The sequence below is a fragment of the Thermodesulfobacterium geofontis OPF15 genome (assembly GCF_000215975.1).
Lineage (GTDB): Bacteria > Desulfobacterota > Thermodesulfobacteria > Thermodesulfobacteriales > Thermodesulfobacteriaceae > Thermodesulfobacterium > Thermodesulfobacterium geofontis.
The window spans coordinates 130,493-146,447 of record NC_015682.1 but is presented as its reverse complement, the minus strand read 5'-3'; the positions used below and the strand labels follow the sequence as shown (position 1 = coordinate 146,447).

Sequence of the window (15,955 nt, the reverse complement as noted above, 5' to 3'; positions counted from 1 at the left end):
TTTATCTATTTTTTTCTTCTTTTAAGAGCTGAGATATAAAGTTGATTTTGTAATTTAGCCCAATCAATTTCTTTAGATTTGTCAGAGGGTATTTGATGTTTAGCAAGTTTCACTTTTTCTGCTATTTTATAATAATATTCACTTTCTTCCAAATTAACAGGTCCCTTTCTTATTTGACTTAATTGGAAAATGAGAGCAGTTAATTTTCTTACTTTTAAATAGGCTTCTCCTACCTCTTCATCTAAAAGCTCTTCCATTTTAGAAATTTCCTTTCTTAATTCTACTTCCTTAGGTAAAAATCCTGCATTTTTAAGAATTCTATAAACTACTCTTAAATCTTCTGGAACAAAAGGATCTTCTTTTAATTCTATGGGTTTTCCTTTATATTCTAAATTATTAAATAATCCTTCTTCCATAGCTCTTCTTATTCTTTCTTCGGCAATTTTTTTAAAAATAGAGAGGGTCATTTTTTACTTAATTCATAAAGTTTATATTCCACAAACCCACTATTTTTGATTTTAGATTCTTTCAAATATTTTTGATAATATTCTTTTGCCAAATCAAACTTTCCTAAATTTTCTGCAATTCTTGCTATATCTAAATAGGTCAAGAAATTTAATTCTGGTTGCACCTTTGAAACCTCTTTATAAATTTCTAAAGCCCTATTAAAATCTCCGTTGATTTCTAAAGTTTTAGCTTTTCCATATAAGATTACTCCTCTCATTTTTTTGGGGTATTCTTTTTGTAATTCCTCTATAAGTTTTTGCATTTCCTGATAATTTTTTTGGGTATAATAGTAGTCTAATAAAAGAAGGGATGCTTGAAGGGAAGCTTGGGTTCCTTTGTATTTTTCTTTTACTTCTTGTAAAGCAGAAATTATATTTTCTGCTTTTACAACCTCCATAAGTTTTAAACTTGCTTCTTTTTCTTTTTTAGATTTATAATAGCTGAAACCTATCCACAAAAATGTGATTAATAAAAGAATAATTATTAATGCTAAGATTGCTCTAAGATATTTTTCAAAAAAACGAGCTAATTTTTCATGAAAAGAAAGTAATTTTTCAGATAAATCCATTTAAAAACCTCTAACCTTCTACTCCTCCAAAGAAATCGTCCCATTTGAAAATTAAAGGTTCAACACCTTCTTTTAAAACTTGATGATCAGTTACTTCACCAATGACAATCATATGATCTCCTGCTTGACATTCACCTACTACATGACATTCAAAATAGGCTATAGCATCTTTTAAAACAGGACATCCATTTAAAGAATAAGTATAAGGAATATTCTCAAATTTATTAACACTTCTTCCGCTTTTAAATCCAAAATGTTTGGCAAGATCAATTTGGTCTCTACTTAAAGTATTTATACAAAATAATCCTGAACTTTTGATGAACTCATAAGTATATCTTTGGGGAGCAATAGCCACTGCAAGAAGCCTTGGTCTAAAAGAAACTTGAGAAACCCAAGCAGCTGTCATTCCATTAATTTTATCATTCATTTTTGAAGTTACTATAAAAACCCCCTGTGGTATATAAGTAGTTATAATTTTTTGTAATCCCATTTCTTTCCTCCTTGCGTTGCCAATTTAAAACCATTCTAACATAGAAATATATAATTGCAATCTTATAAATTTTTTATTAAAATGGGCATCTAAATGGAATATTTTCAAAAAAGTGCTTCTAAAATAGAGCTTCAAAAGAAATTCCCACGGGTTTTTGAAATTCCCTTTGATCCAAAAAGAAAAGCTATGACCACAGTCCATAAAAAGGAAAATGGTTATCTTATTTTTACTAAAGGAGCCTTAGAAACCATTCTTGAAAAATCAGGTTTTATCTTAATTGAAGGAAAGGTAATTTCTATTACTGAAGCCATAAAAAGAGAAATTTTTGATAGGGCTTTAAAGTTCGCTAAAAGAGGGATGGGGCTTTTAGCTTTTTCCTATAAAGAAACAACCGATATTTCAGAGACTTCCGCTCTTGAAAGTCATTTAATCTTTCTTGGTTTTTGTGGAATGATTGATCCTCCAAGAGAGGAGGTCAAAGAATCTATAGCCCTTTGTAAATCTGCAGGAATAAAAGTAGTTATGATAACAGGAGACCATCCTGTAACTGCCTATGCTATTGCTAAGGAACTTGAAATCGTTGAAAAAAATGATCCTATAGAAGAGGTTTTAATCACAGGAAAGGAATTAGAAGAAATGGATTTAGAGGAGTTTGAGAAAAGAGTAGAAAAAATAAAGGTTTATGCAAGGACTTCTCCTGAGCAAAAATTAAAAATCGTAAAAGCTTTACAAGATAAAGGGCAATTTGTTTCTATGACAGGAGATGGGGTAAATGATGCACCAGCTTTGAAAAAGGCTGACATAGGTGTTGCTATGGGAAGTGGAACAGAAGTTTACCGGTCCACATTCTTTGGATCAATCTTATTACTGATGGGCTTCTAGGGATAGCTTTATCAGGAGAGATAGCAGAAAAAGATATAATGCAGAGACCTCCGAGGCATCCAAAAGAAAGCATTTTTGCCCATGGGCTTTGGACTCATATCATTTGGGTAGGATTACTAATGGGGGCAGTCTCTCTTTTTACTCTGGCTTTAGCTCTTAAATACCATATGCATTGGCAGACCATGGTATTTTCTGTTTTATGTTTAAGCCAATTAGGACATGTTCTTGCCATAAGGTCTGAAAAGGAATCCCTTTTTAAAATAGGAATTTTTTCTAACAAAGTATTACTTTTTTCAGTAGTATTTAGCATTTTTTTTACAACTTGCTATCATTTATTGTCCCATTTTTAATAAATTATTTCATACCCAACCCCTTTCTTTAAAAGAATTAGCCCTTACCTTTTGTTTTTCTTCCATCGTCTTTATAGCCGTAGAAATAGAAAAGTTTATAAAAAGGCATTTAAATTCTAAAAAATCTTGTTGATTATGTAAAAATTGTAGGAGGTGTTTTATGCTCAAAGGTTATAAGGAATTTATAATGAGAGGCAATGTAATTGATATTGCAGTAGCTGTTGTTATTGGTACTGCTTTTGGTCAAGTGGTAAATTCTTTAGTTGCAGATGTTATTACTCCTGTAATAGGAACTTTGATAGGTGTTCCTGATTTTTCAGGATTAAAGATTGGACCTATTGTTTTGGGCAGGTTTTTAAATGCTATAATAAACTTTCTTTTTGTTTCAACAGCAATCTATTTTCTTGTAATAGTTCCTATGAATGAATTGGCAAAAAGAAAGAAAGAAGAAACTAAAGAAACGCCTGTTGAGCCTTCAGAAGAAGTTAAACTTCTTCGTGAGATTCTTGCAGAACTAAAAAAGAAAGCTTAAGCTATTTCTATTTACCTAAAATTTGTCTTCTTAATCTTTGTAAAAGATTGTGGGCGAGTCTTAAGTCAAAGTTTAGAGTAGTTTATGCAGCATGTAACATTTCTATTTGTTCATAAATTTCAGAAGTGATTTTATTTATCTTTTCGTATCCTACTCTCATTTCTAATACCTTAGCTAATATCTCCTTTATAGCTACTTTAATTCTTGCTCTTAAAGTTTCTTTTTTATTCCAATCTACAATTTTAACAAATGTACCAATTGTTTTTTTGATTTCTTTTACTACATAAATTATTTCTTCTTTGTTTCTAAATACACCTTCTTTCAATAACATATCATAAAAAGCTAACTCTTCTTCTGTTAAATCTAATTCTTTACCTTCATTTAATTTCTTCTTTATTTCCTTAGCTATTTCTATTAACTCGTTTATTACATCAACGGTGCTTATAAGTTTTATATTATACATTTCGATCAACTTTTGCAATCTTTCATACAAGCTTTTATATCTATATGGATTTATTCTTATTCTTGTTTTAATTTCATCTTTAATAAGCTTCATTAAAAGGTCAACTGCATAATTTTTTTGAGCTAAATTTGCTATCTTAGAAAGTAGTTCCTCATTTAAAATAGATATATCTGGTTTGTCTTTTTTAATTAATGAAAAAATATCAACCGGTTCCTCTGCTGATATACTTCTCGAGATAAGTTGAGAAATTTCGTATTCTAATTCTCTTGATATTTCTTTTCTTGAAGTGCTTGAATACTTTACGATCATCTTTTTAATCATCTCAAAAAACATTATATCATCTTTTATTTTAATTGTTTCAAGATGAGGGCTTGCTAAAGCATAAGCTTTCTTAAGAGCAAGATAGTTTTTAATAAATTTTTTCTTCAAATCTTCTGAGTGTAATAAATTGTATGCTGTAACTGTTAATTGAGCTAATTCTTCGGGCTTTAATCTTTTCCAGTTTTGATAATTTAAACCATAAAACATAGAAGAAACAATATCATATTTTTCTTTTAAAACATCTATCACTTCATTTATATTGGTTAAAACTTGATTTATAGCTGAAAGGGTATATTGGCTCAAAGATTTTCTCAAATCATCAGCAATTCCTATATAATCAACGATTAAACCAGCAGGTTTATCCTTAAACACTCTATTTACCCTGGCTATGGCTTGAATAAGACTATGATTTTTCATAGGTTTATCAAAATACATAGTATGAAGACAAGGGACATCAAAGCCAGTTAAAAGCATGTCTACTACGATTACTATCTTTGGGTCTTTTTCTGGATTTTTAAAATTATTTAGCAAATCCTCTAAATCTTTCTCTTTTCTAATAAACGGATGATAATCCTCAGGGTCCCTTTGTTTGTTCCCTGATATGACTACTTCTATTGATGGAGCATTTGGAATTTTTTTAATAGCTTTATATAGCTCAACCGCAACCTTTCTTGAAATAACAACTATCATGCCTTTCCCTTCCAGTGTTTCAACTCTTTTATTGAAATGCTCAACGATGTCTTTGGCTATCTTTTCTAACCGCTCTTGATTTAAGATCAATTCTTCAAGTCTTGCATATTTTTTCTTTAAATGTTCTTTCAATTCCGGTTCAAGACCTTCGGAGAGTTCTTCAAACTCTTCATCTATAAACTCATTTGTTAAATGAAGTTCTGCAAGCCTTGGTTCATAATAGATAGGCACTATTATTTTGTGCCTGAGTGCTTTATCCATCGGATAAACACTTATTGGTTCTCCAAATACAAGGTAGGTATCACGATCTTGAAGTTCTATAGGAGTTGCGGTAAATCCCATAAATGAAGCATTTGGAATGGCTTTTCTTAAATTTTGAGCAAGCTCCCTATATTGGCTTCTATGAGCTTCATCAGCAATAACGATAATGTTTTTCCTTTCCGTAAGGAAGGGATATTCTTCAGCCTTTCTTTTACCAAATTTTTGAATGGTAGTAAATATTATACTTCCCTCAATAGTTCTAATAGTTTCTTGTAAATCTTTTATACTTTCTGCTTGTTTAGCATTGGAAAACTGCGAGAAAAGCTTATAAAGTTGTTCGTCAAGTTCCCTTCTATCGGTAATAAAAATTAGTAGTGGATTTTCAAGTTCTTTTACCTTTAAAGCTTTTTTAGCATAAAAAAGCATGGTTAAAGATTTACCAGATCCTTGAGTATGCCACACTACACCTATTCTTTTTTCTTCTGGAGTTTTACCGTATAAAACGCAATCAATCGTTCTCTGAATAGCTTTCTTAACAGTATAGAACTGATGATATCCTGCTATCTTTTTCTTATATGTTTCTCCGTCTTTTTCATAAAAGACAAAATCATTAATGAATTCAAGGATATGCTCCTTTCTAAACAATCCTTTAATCAATAGTTCAAGAGAAGTTATTTCTTTGCCATTATAGATGTATTTATAATAGCCATCTGCAATCTCTTCAACCTCTACATCATCGTCGCTTAACATACCTTCCCAAACAAAGAACCTTTCCCAATCGCTCGTAGGTGAACCGTATTTAGTTTCGTATCCATCTGAAGCAACGATAATTTGCGAATAAACATAAAGTTGAGGGATATCTTTTATCTTTCTCTGATGGTCTAAAAAGGCATCCTTTGCGGTTTCTTCGGCATTTAAACTTTTTAGCTCAAAAACTGCTATAGGTATGCCGTTTATAAACACTACAAGGTCGGGTATTTTATATTGCTCTCTTTCATACTGATATTCCACTTTAAACTGATTTGCAATAAGAAAATCGTTATTTTCTATGCTTTCAAAATCTATCAGTTTAACAATTTTAGTTCTTTCTTCTTTTCCTTCCTTAAAGGTAAGCTTTACTCCGTTTGTTAAAAGGTCATAAAATAGCTTTCCTTTGATAATAAAATCTGGGTGGTCAAGCTCTATAACTCGTTTATAAACCTCTTCTGCCAATGTATTTGTAAGCCAAGGATTTAGCCTTTGGATAGCATTTAGAAATCTCCTTTTAAGAATACAGTGTCTATAAGATTCTCTTTCGCCTGCATCAGGAATTAAATACGAGCCATGAACATAAGAGTATCCGATGTCTTGAAACCAATTAATTGCTGGCTTCTCAACAAGATAGTTTTCAGTAAGGTAAGGCATTTAAAGTTTCTTTAAAGTTTCTTTAAGTTATTATTAATCCGCTCAATTAAGCTTTTAAGCAATGTATAGTAATTTTTGACCTTTTTATATAGATTTTCCGCTATTTCTTCATCATAAGTATGGCTTGTCAAATTTCTATCATCGGTCATTTGAATGAATAACACTGTTTCTTCTTCGTTTAATAGTCCTACAGAAAAAGCTTCTCTAAAACAAGACTTAGGTGAATTGCAAACTATTCCTTCTTTATGATAGAGATATTCTTTTAAAAGCTTCCAAGCAACTTCAAAAGTATATTCAAAACGCTGAATAGTAGCATCTCGGACAATCTTAGAGTATTTTTCCATTAGAATTTCTTCTAAAGTTACGATAGCTTTCTTGGCATCTTCTAATTTTCTCTTTAGTTTTTCCAAATCAATATCCCGTGATTAAGAATTTCCTTTTTTAATTCTTCTCCAACTTCTTCAAGGTCAAGTAAATCTATTTTATAAGGAATTGGCAACTCTTCTAATTTATATTTTAATAGAGTGACTAATTTCTTATCGCTTGTAGATACCGCAAGGTCAATATCGGAAGTTTTTTTAAAGTCATCTCTCACCGATGAGCCGAAAAGATAGACTGTTCCTTTAAAATTTAATCTTGATAAAAGGGTTTTAATCCTTTCTAAAGATTCAATAAAGTATTTATCTCTTCTCATTTTCTTTTCTTTTTATTGCTTTTTTAATGCGTCTTCTACTATTTTACTAAGGCATTCTGTTAGCTTACACCTTCTCTATTCTTAATTTACCAAATACAAGCAAAGGTAAAAGAGTGTCTCTGATTTTCCGAAGGGTCATTATTTGCTTTTGATTGAGGATGATTTTTTGAAATAGTGGCTCAACGAGAGAGTGGAAGGATTGGAGGATGTGGGGAGGGGGAAGAAGGATTTCTTTTTTTTCAATATCCGAAATCCTGATATATGGTAAAGCAGTCCCACTTCTTTCCTCAATCAACTCAATAAGGATATTTTTAAGAGTGAAAAACAAAAATTCCATCAATAGCTTATTAGAGGGTAAATTGGGAATTACAGCTAAATGATTCACAATGTAAGCATTAAATGGTAATATATTAACTCGACCAAACGATAAAGATTCTCCGCTTCGCTGGAATATAATGCTTCCTTCATTATAAAGTTTTAAATTGTATTGTTCTACTGCTTCATCATTAATAAAATCGGCTTCTTCCACACATGGATAATTAGTCAGATGTTTTACTCTCACAAAAGGATTTTTACCTCCAATAAAATATTCTTCCTTTTGAGGAGCACTGCCTCCACTTTCAATTTTTACCACTTCCCCCAATCTCTTAACCGCCCACCCCTTCGGTATTTCTTTTCCCAATTCTTCATTATACACAAACTCCCCATCCTTAAACGGCTCAAAATCAATGAACCAACTTTTGAAAATTGCCATCGCCGTCTTTTCCAAAATCTCATTCTGCCTTTTCTTAACTTCTATCAAATCATCAAAATAAGATAGGACAGTAGCAATGCGTGATTGTTCAGGAAGGGGAGGATAAAAAACTAATATATTATCTTTGATTGATTTATTGATACCACCTTGTGCACTTCCAGATATTGAACTTTCAATTTGTTGTTGACCTATTTCTGAAAATAAAAAGTAAAACAAAAATCTTGAGTAAGTCTTAGAATTATTTGATTTAAGTAGAAAGACATGTTCATTAACCATTGCCTTGCCTTCTGGTGCTTCTTTAATATAAGCCAATTTCCCTATGGTTGCCCCATCTTTTACTAATAAAATATCGCCTTGTTCTATTCTACCTTTCTTTAATTTTTTATAAAAATTTTCATCAAATCGTAAACATTCAGAAAGGTCTAAACTTCCATCCCAATTGATATTTTCGCCACCAATGCTTAAGATTCCGTTCGGATTATGAGCTAAAGCCCCACCCTTCGGTCTTTTACCACTTTCTAAACTTTTCAATAACTCACCTAATTTTCTAATTTCCCAATCCTTTGGTATCTCCCCAATCTCCGTTTCCTTAAACTCTGTCTCCCAGCGAAACTTCATATATTATTTCCCTGCTTCTCTTGCTGCTTCTTCAATCCAGTCCGCAAATTTTTCGTATCCATTGTCATTAATCCAATCATAAGTCTTGGCTGAGAAAAAGTAAATTTGGTCGGTCCAATACTTTTTATCAAATCTTAATGAACATTTAAAATAAGGGGAAAAGAGATCCCATCCGGTCTCATTCCTTTCACAATAAAAACCGTTGCCATCTTTATCGATGAATACCCCTACATACTCAAAAGGATTAAGACCTATTGAATCTATCATTCCATTTTTATCTTTTATATTATGAATATAAACTCCTAATAAACCATTACCTCTATCAAAACTTTTAATAATTTCATACCTTACCCATTTTCTTGAATATGTTTCAGCACCTATTAAAACAACTGTAACTGAAGTTCCTGCTAATTGATCATCAATCCATCGCTTTATTGCTTGATCTCCTTGCCTTTTTACTTTCTCAAACTCAGCAGCATCAATAAAACCAGCCGTAGTAAAATTACCTTTTGTAACCCAACTGTTTCTTACTACATTAACTCGCCAAACATCTCTTTCATAATGAAAACTAAAAAATACTTTTCTTGCCATATTTAACCTCCTTTAATTATTAAGCAAGCTACATATATCAAAGTTAAAACAAAAATTGAACCGTAAAACCAACCAAGGGTTAAAGAAAACATAATTCTGAGTCTTGATTGTTCATCTTTTATAAATCTCCTATAGTTCATATCAAATAAATACTCATCAGTATTTAGTCTATTAGTTCTTATCCAATCATAAAGCCTTCTATATAGCCTTTCAAGCCATAAAAAATAAGTGTCAAGATACCAAAAAACTAATATGGGAATAAAAGCTATAAATGCTTGAAATTTTTCGCCTTTTAAAAGCAAAGTCGCAACTACCAAAGTTATTGTCCAGCCTTTTATTAAAAACGAATTAAGCGCCATCCTTTTGATGATATCTTGAACGATTTTTAATTCCTCAACCATAAACTCTTTAAGCTCTTCTTTTGTAAAAGACATTCCATCACCCCCCTATACCTCCCATCCTAAGCTTTTAAACACCTCTCGTATTTTTTCAGTTAGTTCTGCCTCTTTTCTTAGCAATTCTGAAAGCTCTTTTGAATATTGGCTCATTTTCTCTTCAAAAGATATATCCTCTTCGTCAAGCTTTATTCCTACATACCTTCCCGGAGTTAAAACATAGCCATTTTTAGCAACCTCTTCTAAAGTGGCAACCTTTGCAAAGCCGACCTCGTTTATCATTTCCTCAGGCTCTCCCCGTTCAAACTTCCTAAACTTTTCTACAATTTTGGCTATGTGCTCTTCGGTAAAGATGTTTTGCTTCCTTGAAATAGACTTATACATCTTTTTAGCATAGATAAACAAGATCTTACCCTTCATATGTTCAGGCTTCGTTTTTCTAATAAACCATAAAGAAGCGGGTAAAGAGACGGTATAGAACATCTTGGGTGGTGTAGCTATTATTCCATATATTAAATCATCCTGAATGATCTTTCTTCTGATTTCACCTTCTACTCCTCCTACGGACAAGGCTCCATTTGCCATAACAAAGCCAGCCTTGCCGTTTGGGGCAAGATGATAGATATAATGCTGGATCCAAACATAATTTGCGTTGTTTTCAGGAGGAAGCCCATACTTAAACCTCGGGTCGTTTGGTTTAACTCTATCCCTTCCCCATTCGCTGTCATTAAAGGGAGGATTGGAAACGATATAGTCAGCCCTTAGGTCAAAGAATTTATCATCATGGTAAGAATCTCCCCATCGTATATCTCCTTCAACTCCTCTTATGGCTAAATTCATTTTACAAACCTTCCAAACAAACTCCTTGGACTCTTGTGCGTAGATGGACAACCGCTCATTTCCTATCCCCTCTCTTTGTAATTTCTCTAAGGCTGAAATAAAAAAGCCACCTGAACCACAAGCAGGGTCAAAAATACGCCCCTCCTTTACATCTAAAATCTCAACGATAAGCCTGGTTAAAGACCTTGGGGTATAAAATTCTCCACCCTTTTTACCCTCTGCTTCAGTAAATTTCCCAAGAAAATATTCATAAATCCTACCAAAAATGTCTTTTGCCTGATGATCTTTACCAAAATGAATTTGGGAAAAGAGGTTGATTAAATAGGCAAAATCGTGGCTATCAAGATTGACGCGAGAGTAGATCTTAGGTATCACATCTTTTAATTGCTTAGGATATTCATTTTCCAAGATTTCTATAGCTTGGTCGATTATTTCACCTATGTTTGGCTGATTAGCGTTCTTTCGAATGTAATCCCAACGAGCCTTCTCCGGAACGTAAAGAGTTCCGTTAGCCATGTAAAAATCTCTATCTTCACAAACTTTAAATCTTAAATCTTCGGGAAAATGCTTAGCCTCTTTTTCTTCTATCTCTTTTCTTTTTTCTTCAAAAGCAAAGGAAAGATATCTTAAAAATATTAATCCTAAAACTATATACTTATATTCGTGAACCTCCACTTTTTTTCGCAACTTATCAGCAGCTTTCCATAACTTATCCTCAAAAATCAAGTCCTTTTCCTTCATCTCCTACCTTTACAATTTTCAAAAATTTTAAAATAAATCTTACTTTATCTTTTTTTATCTTCAACAAATATTACCTTGCTCATTTTTTATTTACCTAAAACCTGTTTTCTTAACCTTTGTAAAAGATTGTGGGCGAGTCTTAAGGGTTCGGGGATACGGTAGATAGAGGTTCTTAAAACAAGCTCTATAGCTTTCTCTAAGCTTATTTTATGCCCTATGGATACAAAAAGAGGCTTCACTTTGTCTTTTGTTCGAAGCACTACCCCAATAACTTCACCATTATAAATTAAATAAGAATAACTTCCGCGAGTTTCCTTAGGGGGTTCATAATTTCCTAAAAGTTTTTTCTTGGCAACCCCTACAGTTACAGCACCTACCTCAACCCCAAAATGGGAGGCAATCCCACAACCTCTTGGATGGGAAATCCCTTGCCCATCTATAAAAATAACATCTGGCTTAGATTTTGCTTCAGTATAAACCCTTTTCATAAGAGGAAGTTCTCTAAAAGCAAGAAAAGTAGGAATATAAGGAAAATCTACTATATCTTCTATGATTTTTTGATAAATAGGCTTTAGAGTATCTAAACTAATAATTACTATGCAAGCCCATGCTTTAGTTGGATTTTCTTTTGAACTTTCAAAGGTTACATCAATTCCACCTACAGTTTTAATTTCTTTTAAAACCTCTATTTTTATAACCCTTTTAGCACAATCTAATTGTATTTCTTCAAGTTTAGTTAAATCCATGATATAATATTTTAAAATGAATTCAAAAAAACATAAACATCATCACGCAGGAAAATCAAGTAGATCTATAATTTCAGTATCAAAAGTATTTGACCTATTAAATCTTCCTCAAGGCATTGTTTTTCTTGATGCAGGATGCGGTGACGGATACTTTTCTATAGAGGCATCCCTAAGATTAGGAAAGGAATCGTTTTTAGTTTTAAGGAATAGTTTCTACTGAGGAAAAACTTGGTTCATGCAAAGGTATTAAGATATTAACTGTTTCTCTAAATTTTACCATCTGATCATAAGCTAAGTAAGGGTCTATGTTTGTTCCTGGTGGAATAACTTCCATTCCCATAGCTTTTATTTTGTTTGGAGGATTAAAGTTTTCCATAATTACACAAAATCCAGTTATCCCTGCAAGTCCCTTTTCTGTATTAATAAGAACACTCATTCCTCCTTTGGTATGGGCAGGAGTATGGACCATGGTAATTCCTGGAACAACTTCAAAAATCTCATCTTTTATATGAATCATTTGCCCTGCCTGATCTACTTCTTCTATAAACTCAGCATTGTATCTAAAATCTAAGGGATGAGGATTGTAAGCAGATTGAAACTCAAGTTCATGGGCATAAAATACTGCGTTTACACATTTAAAATCGTTTTCACAGTGATCGTTATGAAGATGGGTATGAATTACAATATCTATGTCCTTGGGAGAAAGTCCCCATTTAGCAAGTCCTTCTTCAAATTTATATATTTTCCCTCCAATAGCCTGTTCTCTAAATTCAGATTGAATAACCTCTAAAAGACCTGTATCAATAAGAATAACTTTATCTGAACCTTCTATCAGCCAACAATAAATGGGAATGACATACTCTTTTCCGTAGTCATGTTGATAGGTCATCATCCCCTTATCAAAAACCTTAGTTCCGACTACAATAGGGTGAATTCTATAAAAAGGTCCTTTTCCCATGATTCACCTCTTGCTTAAAATTGGTTTAATAAAAATTTTAAATCGGCTTTTTATTTAAGGCAAGAAAAAAATTTATTTTTACAGTAAGTTTCCGGAGGAGCAAAAATTTTATACTTCCCTTTCTAAGCCCATAATCCTAGCAAAGATTGGTAAAATAAGACCTGCAACAGAAATACCAAAAAGAAGATCTCCTATCCAACCTTTTAACCAAATTGCAAGCATGACAAGTAAAGGAAAAGACATTACCCATACAATAAAAATCTTTTCCAATAATCTAAGTTCCTTCAATTCCTATCACCTCCATAATGGGAATTTGTTTTATTTTTAATAATTTTATATTTCATCTAACAAAATTTTTCAATAGAGTTTATTTTTACAATTTTAGGCAATCCGTAGAGTTATTTTTAAATTTGAAAATTTTTAAAAACCTATTAAAATAAAATCGATATGTTTTGGAGACGTAGATTTGGACAAGGATTTGGTTTTTTTTGGTCTTTTGGGTTTCCTTTCCTTCCGCCCTTTTGTTGGAGATTTGAACCATTTATTTCAAAATCTGAATATTTAGAAATGCTTAAAAAATATCGTGATGAATTGAGAAAAGAGTTAGAAAGAGTGGAAGAAGAAATTAAGAACTTAGAAAAGGAAAAGGATTAAATGCTATTCTTAATACATTCTTCAATTTTACCTGTTTGAAAATATCTATAAATTTTTTCTGCAAGTTCTTCTTGAATTTTCCAATCTCCAAAAAGAAGTCCTTTTCCAAGAAGTTTATTTATAGTCTTTAAAAGGTCTAAATCAATTTTACCTGGCTTTTTTTTAACAAAGGGAGTTTGAGGAAGGGGCATAAAGGTATGGGCATGAATAATGGCTCCCATTTTGGCAAGATCTTCCATTACTTTTATAGTTTCTTTTATATCTTCTTTTTTCTCTTCAGGCAATCCGAAAATAAAATCAACCTTAGCTTTAAGACCAGCTTTAATAGTTAATTTTACAGCTCTATATATATCTTCTACAGTATGTCCTCTTTTACAAAGTTTTAAGATTCTATCACTTCCTGATTGAGCTCCTATAACTAAATTATCGTTATTTGCATACTTCTTTACAAGATTTACAGTCTCTTCAGTAACATGTTCTGGTCTTACTTCAGAAGGAAAGGAGCCAAAAAATATTCTCCCTCCCATTGGGTTAACAAGTTGATGAAGTTCTTTTAAAAGAGTTTCTAAAGCTTCTAAATTTAAAGTTTTTCCATCAATAGATCCGTAACTAAAAGCATTAGGAGTAATAAATCTAAAATCTTTAATGCCTCTTTCTAATAAAAGTTCTACATATTTTAATATATTTTCTATGCTCCTATGTCTTACTTTTTTTCCAAAAATTCTTGGTGTTTGACAGAAATAGCATCCAAAAGGACAGCCTCTTGTAATTTCAATAGGATTTAACCGGTTTAGTTTTAGAGAAAAGGGTGGATAAGAATTTAAATTTATTTTTTCCGATTTACCTGTATAAATAAATTCTTTATTTTCATTTAAATAGGCTAAGCCTTTTACTTGTGAAAAATTTTCCCTAAATTTTAAAGTTCTTATAAATTCTGAGAAACTTTTTTCTGCTTCACCAGTAAAAACAAAATCAAATCCCCAATTTAAAACACCCTTTATATCTCCTGTAGGATGAGGTCCTCCTGCAATTAAAATTAGTTTTTTTCTTTTAGATGCAAAAGTTTTTTGAAGAGTTTTTATAACATCATTTATATCCCAGAGTTGGGTTGTAAAAAAAGAAAAGGCAATTATTATTTTTTCAAATTTTTCTAAAAGTTCTTCAACTCCTTTTAAAAGAGCTGATTTATTTTTAAAAAAATAAATGGGTATTTCTTCAATAAGAATTTCTTTTTCCAAGGCAGAAAGGAGTGCATTTATGCTATAGCGATTTTCTTTAAGATCAAATATGGTTAAACAAAAATTCATTAAAGAACTGTAATAATTTCTTTAAAAGTTTCCATAAAAAAGTCTATCTCCCTGTAAGTAATGATTAAAGGAGGAGAAAGTCTTATAACATTTGGTTTAGGTTGAGTAACTAAAATCTTTTTTTCAAGAAGTTTTTGATATATTTTTTCAGCAGAAATGTTAAATTCTATTCCTATAAGGAGTCCCAATCCCCTCACTTCTTTTATGAGGTCAGGTCTTTCTTTTCTAATTTTTTCTAATTTTTCTTTTAAAATTCTTCCTTTTAAATCAACTTCTTTTAAAAAAGAGGGATTACTTACTATTTCAAGCACTTTTAAAGCAACTGCGCAAGCTAAGGGATTTCCTCCAAAGGTTGAGGCATGAGTTCCTGGTTTAAAAGCACTCATTACTTTTTCCTTAGCAAGCATAGCTGAAAGAGGAAGGCCATTAGCAAGAGCTTTAGCAAGGCACATAATATCTGGTTCAACCCCAAAATGTTCATATGCAAAAAGTTTGCCAGTCCTTCCTATTCCTGTCTGAACTTCATCAAAGATAAGAAGGGCATTATATTTTTGACAGAGTTCCTTTGCAAGCTCTACAAATTCTTTATCTAAAGGGTAGACCCCTCCTTCTCCTTGAATAGGCTCTAAAATAATAGCACAGACTTTTTCATTGAAGGAGGCAGATAATGCCTTTTTATCATTTGGTGGAATAAAGATAATTCCAGGAAGTAAAGGCTCAAAGCCTTCCCAATACTTAGGTTGACCCGTTACAGATAAGGCTCCATAAGTTCTTCCGTGAAAGGAATTTTCAAGAGCTATAAATTGATTTTTTTCTTTTCCAAAATTTTCATAAGCCCATCTTCTTGCAAGTTTAAGCCCAGCTTCTATTGCCTCAGCACCACTATTAGCAAAGAATACCTTCTCTGCAAAGGAAAGTTCTACGAGTTTTTTAGCAAGTTTAGCTTGAGGTGAAACATAATAAAGATTTGAAGTATGCCAAAGAAGCTCTGCTTGAGTATTTAATTCTTTTATTAGTTCTTGATTTGCATGCCCAAGATTGCAAACTGCTATTCCTGAAGTAAAATCTAAATATTCTTCACCGTCTTCAGTAAATAATCTTGTTCCAGAGCCTTTTACAAATGCAAGTTTTTCTCTTTTATAATTTCCAGCTAAATAAATTTCTCCCATTTCAACAATGTATCCCATAT

21 protein-coding genes are annotated in these 15,955 nt (G+C 31.9%); 6 read left to right on the top strand and 15 right to left on the bottom strand.

Going from position 1 to position 15,955, the window contains the following annotated elements:
* Nucleotides 1-5: 5 nt before the first annotated feature.
* From TOPB45_RS00785 to TOPB45_RS00775, 3 genes are read right to left on the bottom strand one after another with little or no spacing between them, the layout of a single operon-like run.
* On the bottom strand, nt 6-467 hold the full coding sequence (locus TOPB45_RS00785) for a DnaJ family domain-containing protein (protein ID WP_013908971.1): 462 nt from the start codon (nt 465-467) through the stop codon (nt 6-8).
* The gene (locus TOPB45_RS00780; protein WP_013908970.1) at nt 464-1,075 is read right to left on the bottom strand and encodes a tetratricopeptide repeat protein; all 612 of its coding nucleotides are present in this window, start codon (nt 1,073-1,075) and stop codon (nt 464-466) included. The genes TOPB45_RS00785 and TOPB45_RS00780 overlap by 4 nt, the downstream gene beginning before the upstream one ends.
* Before the next feature lie 10 nt (nt 1,076-1,085).
* Nucleotides 1,086-1,565: a flavin reductase family protein gene (locus tag TOPB45_RS00775; RefSeq protein WP_013908969.1), complete on the bottom strand. Its 480-nt coding sequence runs from the start codon at nt 1,563-1,565 to the stop codon at nt 1,086-1,088.
* 93 nt (nt 1,566-1,658) lie between these two features.
* Here TOPB45_RS00775 and TOPB45_RS08455 point away from each other — a divergent pair, with 93 nt between their 5' ends.
* Genes TOPB45_RS08455 through mscL form a run of 4 tightly spaced genes read left to right on the top strand, consistent with a single transcriptional unit; the run spans nt 1,659 to nt 3,329 of the window.
* Nucleotides 1,659-2,447 carry an HAD-IC family P-type ATPase gene (locus tag TOPB45_RS08455; protein ID WP_049774803.1) on the top strand — a complete coding sequence of 263 codons (789 nt, stop codon included), beginning with the start codon at nt 1,659-1,661 and terminating at the stop codon, nt 2,445-2,447.
* Nucleotides 2,411-2,797 carry a cation transporting ATPase C-terminal domain-containing protein gene (locus tag TOPB45_RS09220; protein ID WP_081460655.1) on the top strand — a complete coding sequence of 129 codons (387 nt, stop codon included), beginning with the start codon at nt 2,411-2,413 and terminating at the stop codon, nt 2,795-2,797. The genes TOPB45_RS08455 and TOPB45_RS09220 overlap by 37 nt, the downstream gene beginning before the upstream one ends.
* Nucleotides 2,775-2,930, top strand: a complete 156-nt coding sequence (locus tag TOPB45_RS09215; protein ID WP_081460692.1) for a cation transporting ATPase C-terminal domain-containing protein — start codon at nt 2,775-2,777, stop codon at nt 2,928-2,930. Before TOPB45_RS09220 ends, TOPB45_RS09215 begins: the two co-directional genes overlap by 23 nt.
* 27 nt (nt 2,931-2,957) lie before the next feature.
* Nucleotides 2,958-3,329 (top strand): large conductance mechanosensitive channel protein MscL, encoded by a 372-nt coding sequence (gene mscL, locus TOPB45_RS00765; RefSeq protein ID WP_013908968.1) that lies wholly within the window; start codon nt 2,958-2,960, stop codon nt 3,327-3,329.
* 82 nt (nt 3,330-3,411) lie between these two features.
* Here mscL and TOPB45_RS00760 read toward each other — a convergent pair whose 3' ends face one another.
* The 8 genes from TOPB45_RS00760 to TOPB45_RS00725 all read right to left on the bottom strand — a co-directional run bounded on the left by TOPB45_RS00760 (nt 3,412) and on the right by TOPB45_RS00725 (nt 11,847).
* Nucleotides 3,412-6,468 (bottom strand): type I restriction endonuclease subunit R, encoded by a 3,057-nt coding sequence (locus TOPB45_RS00760; RefSeq protein ID WP_013908967.1) that lies wholly within the window; start codon nt 6,466-6,468, stop codon nt 3,412-3,414.
* A gap of 11 nt (nt 6,469-6,479) precedes the next feature.
* Entirely contained in the window at nt 6,480-6,878 is a 399-nt protein-coding gene (locus TOPB45_RS00755; protein WP_013908966.1) for an HI0074 family nucleotidyltransferase substrate-binding subunit, read from the bottom strand.
* Nucleotides 6,866-7,162, bottom strand: a complete 297-nt coding sequence (locus TOPB45_RS00750) for a nucleotidyltransferase domain-containing protein (protein ID WP_013908965.1) — start codon at nt 7,160-7,162, stop codon at nt 6,866-6,868. Before TOPB45_RS00750 ends, TOPB45_RS00755 begins: the two co-directional genes overlap by 13 nt.
* A gap of 64 nt (nt 7,163-7,226) precedes the next feature.
* A complete protein-coding gene (locus TOPB45_RS00745) occupies nt 7,227-8,534 on the bottom strand; it encodes a restriction endonuclease subunit S (protein ID WP_013908964.1) in 1,308 nt (435 codons plus the stop codon).
* A 3-nt stretch (nt 8,535-8,537) separates the two neighbouring features.
* On the bottom strand, nt 8,538-9,125 hold the full coding sequence (locus TOPB45_RS00740) for a TIR domain-containing protein (RefSeq protein ID WP_013908963.1): 588 nt from the start codon (nt 9,123-9,125) through the stop codon (nt 8,538-8,540).
* Nucleotides 9,126-9,127: 2 nt separating this feature from the next.
* Nucleotides 9,128-9,559, bottom strand: a complete 432-nt coding sequence (locus TOPB45_RS00735) for a hypothetical protein (protein ID WP_013908962.1) — start codon at nt 9,557-9,559, stop codon at nt 9,128-9,130.
* Nucleotides 9,560-9,571: 12 nt separating this feature from the next.
* The gene (locus TOPB45_RS00730; protein WP_013908961.1) at nt 9,572-11,101 is read right to left on the bottom strand and encodes a class I SAM-dependent DNA methyltransferase; all 1,530 of its coding nucleotides are present in this window, start codon (nt 11,099-11,101) and stop codon (nt 9,572-9,574) included.
* 86 nt (nt 11,102-11,187) lie between these two features.
* Nucleotides 11,188-11,847: an endonuclease V gene (locus TOPB45_RS00725; protein ID WP_013908960.1), complete on the bottom strand. Its 660-nt coding sequence runs from the start codon at nt 11,845-11,847 to the stop codon at nt 11,188-11,190.
* A gap of 16 nt (nt 11,848-11,863) precedes the next feature.
* On the opposite strand from TOPB45_RS00725, the gene TOPB45_RS08845 reads away from it, so the two are divergent.
* Nucleotides 11,864-12,067 (top strand): class I SAM-dependent methyltransferase, encoded by a 204-nt coding sequence (locus tag TOPB45_RS08845; RefSeq protein WP_013908959.1) that lies wholly within the window; start codon nt 11,864-11,866, stop codon nt 12,065-12,067.
* Here TOPB45_RS08845 and TOPB45_RS00720 read toward each other — a convergent pair.
* Entirely contained in the window at nt 12,047-12,805 is a 759-nt protein-coding gene (locus tag TOPB45_RS00720) for an N-acyl homoserine lactonase family protein (protein ID WP_013908958.1), read from the bottom strand. The genes TOPB45_RS08845 and TOPB45_RS00720 overlap by 21 nt on opposite strands.
* Nucleotides 12,806-12,913: 108 nt before the next feature.
* Complete coding sequence (locus TOPB45_RS00715) at nt 12,914-13,093, bottom strand: hypothetical protein (protein ID WP_013908957.1); 180 nt, start codon at nt 13,091-13,093, stop codon at nt 12,914-12,916.
* 159 nt (nt 13,094-13,252) lie between these two features.
* Here TOPB45_RS00715 and TOPB45_RS00710 point away from each other — a divergent pair, with 159 nt between their 5' ends.
* Nucleotides 13,253-13,459, top strand: a complete 207-nt coding sequence (locus TOPB45_RS00710) for a DUF5320 domain-containing protein (RefSeq protein WP_013908956.1) — start codon at nt 13,253-13,255, stop codon at nt 13,457-13,459.
* Here TOPB45_RS00710 and TOPB45_RS00705 read toward each other — a convergent pair.
* Together TOPB45_RS00705 and TOPB45_RS00700 are read right to left on the bottom strand one after the other, a co-directional pair.
* Nucleotides 13,456-14,766 carry a TIGR04013 family B12-binding domain/radical SAM domain-containing protein gene (locus tag TOPB45_RS00705; RefSeq protein WP_013908955.1) on the bottom strand — a complete coding sequence of 437 codons (1,311 nt, stop codon included), beginning with the start codon at nt 14,764-14,766 and terminating at the stop codon, nt 13,456-13,458. The two genes, TOPB45_RS00710 and TOPB45_RS00705, sit on opposite strands and share 4 nt — an antisense overlap.
* Nucleotides 14,766-15,953, bottom strand: coding sequence for an aspartate aminotransferase family protein (locus tag TOPB45_RS00700; RefSeq protein ID WP_013908954.1), 1,188 nt, complete (start codon nt 15,951-15,953; stop codon nt 14,766-14,768). The genes TOPB45_RS00705 and TOPB45_RS00700 overlap by 1 nt, the downstream gene beginning before the upstream one ends.
* Nucleotides 15,954-15,955 lie beyond the last annotated feature (2 nt).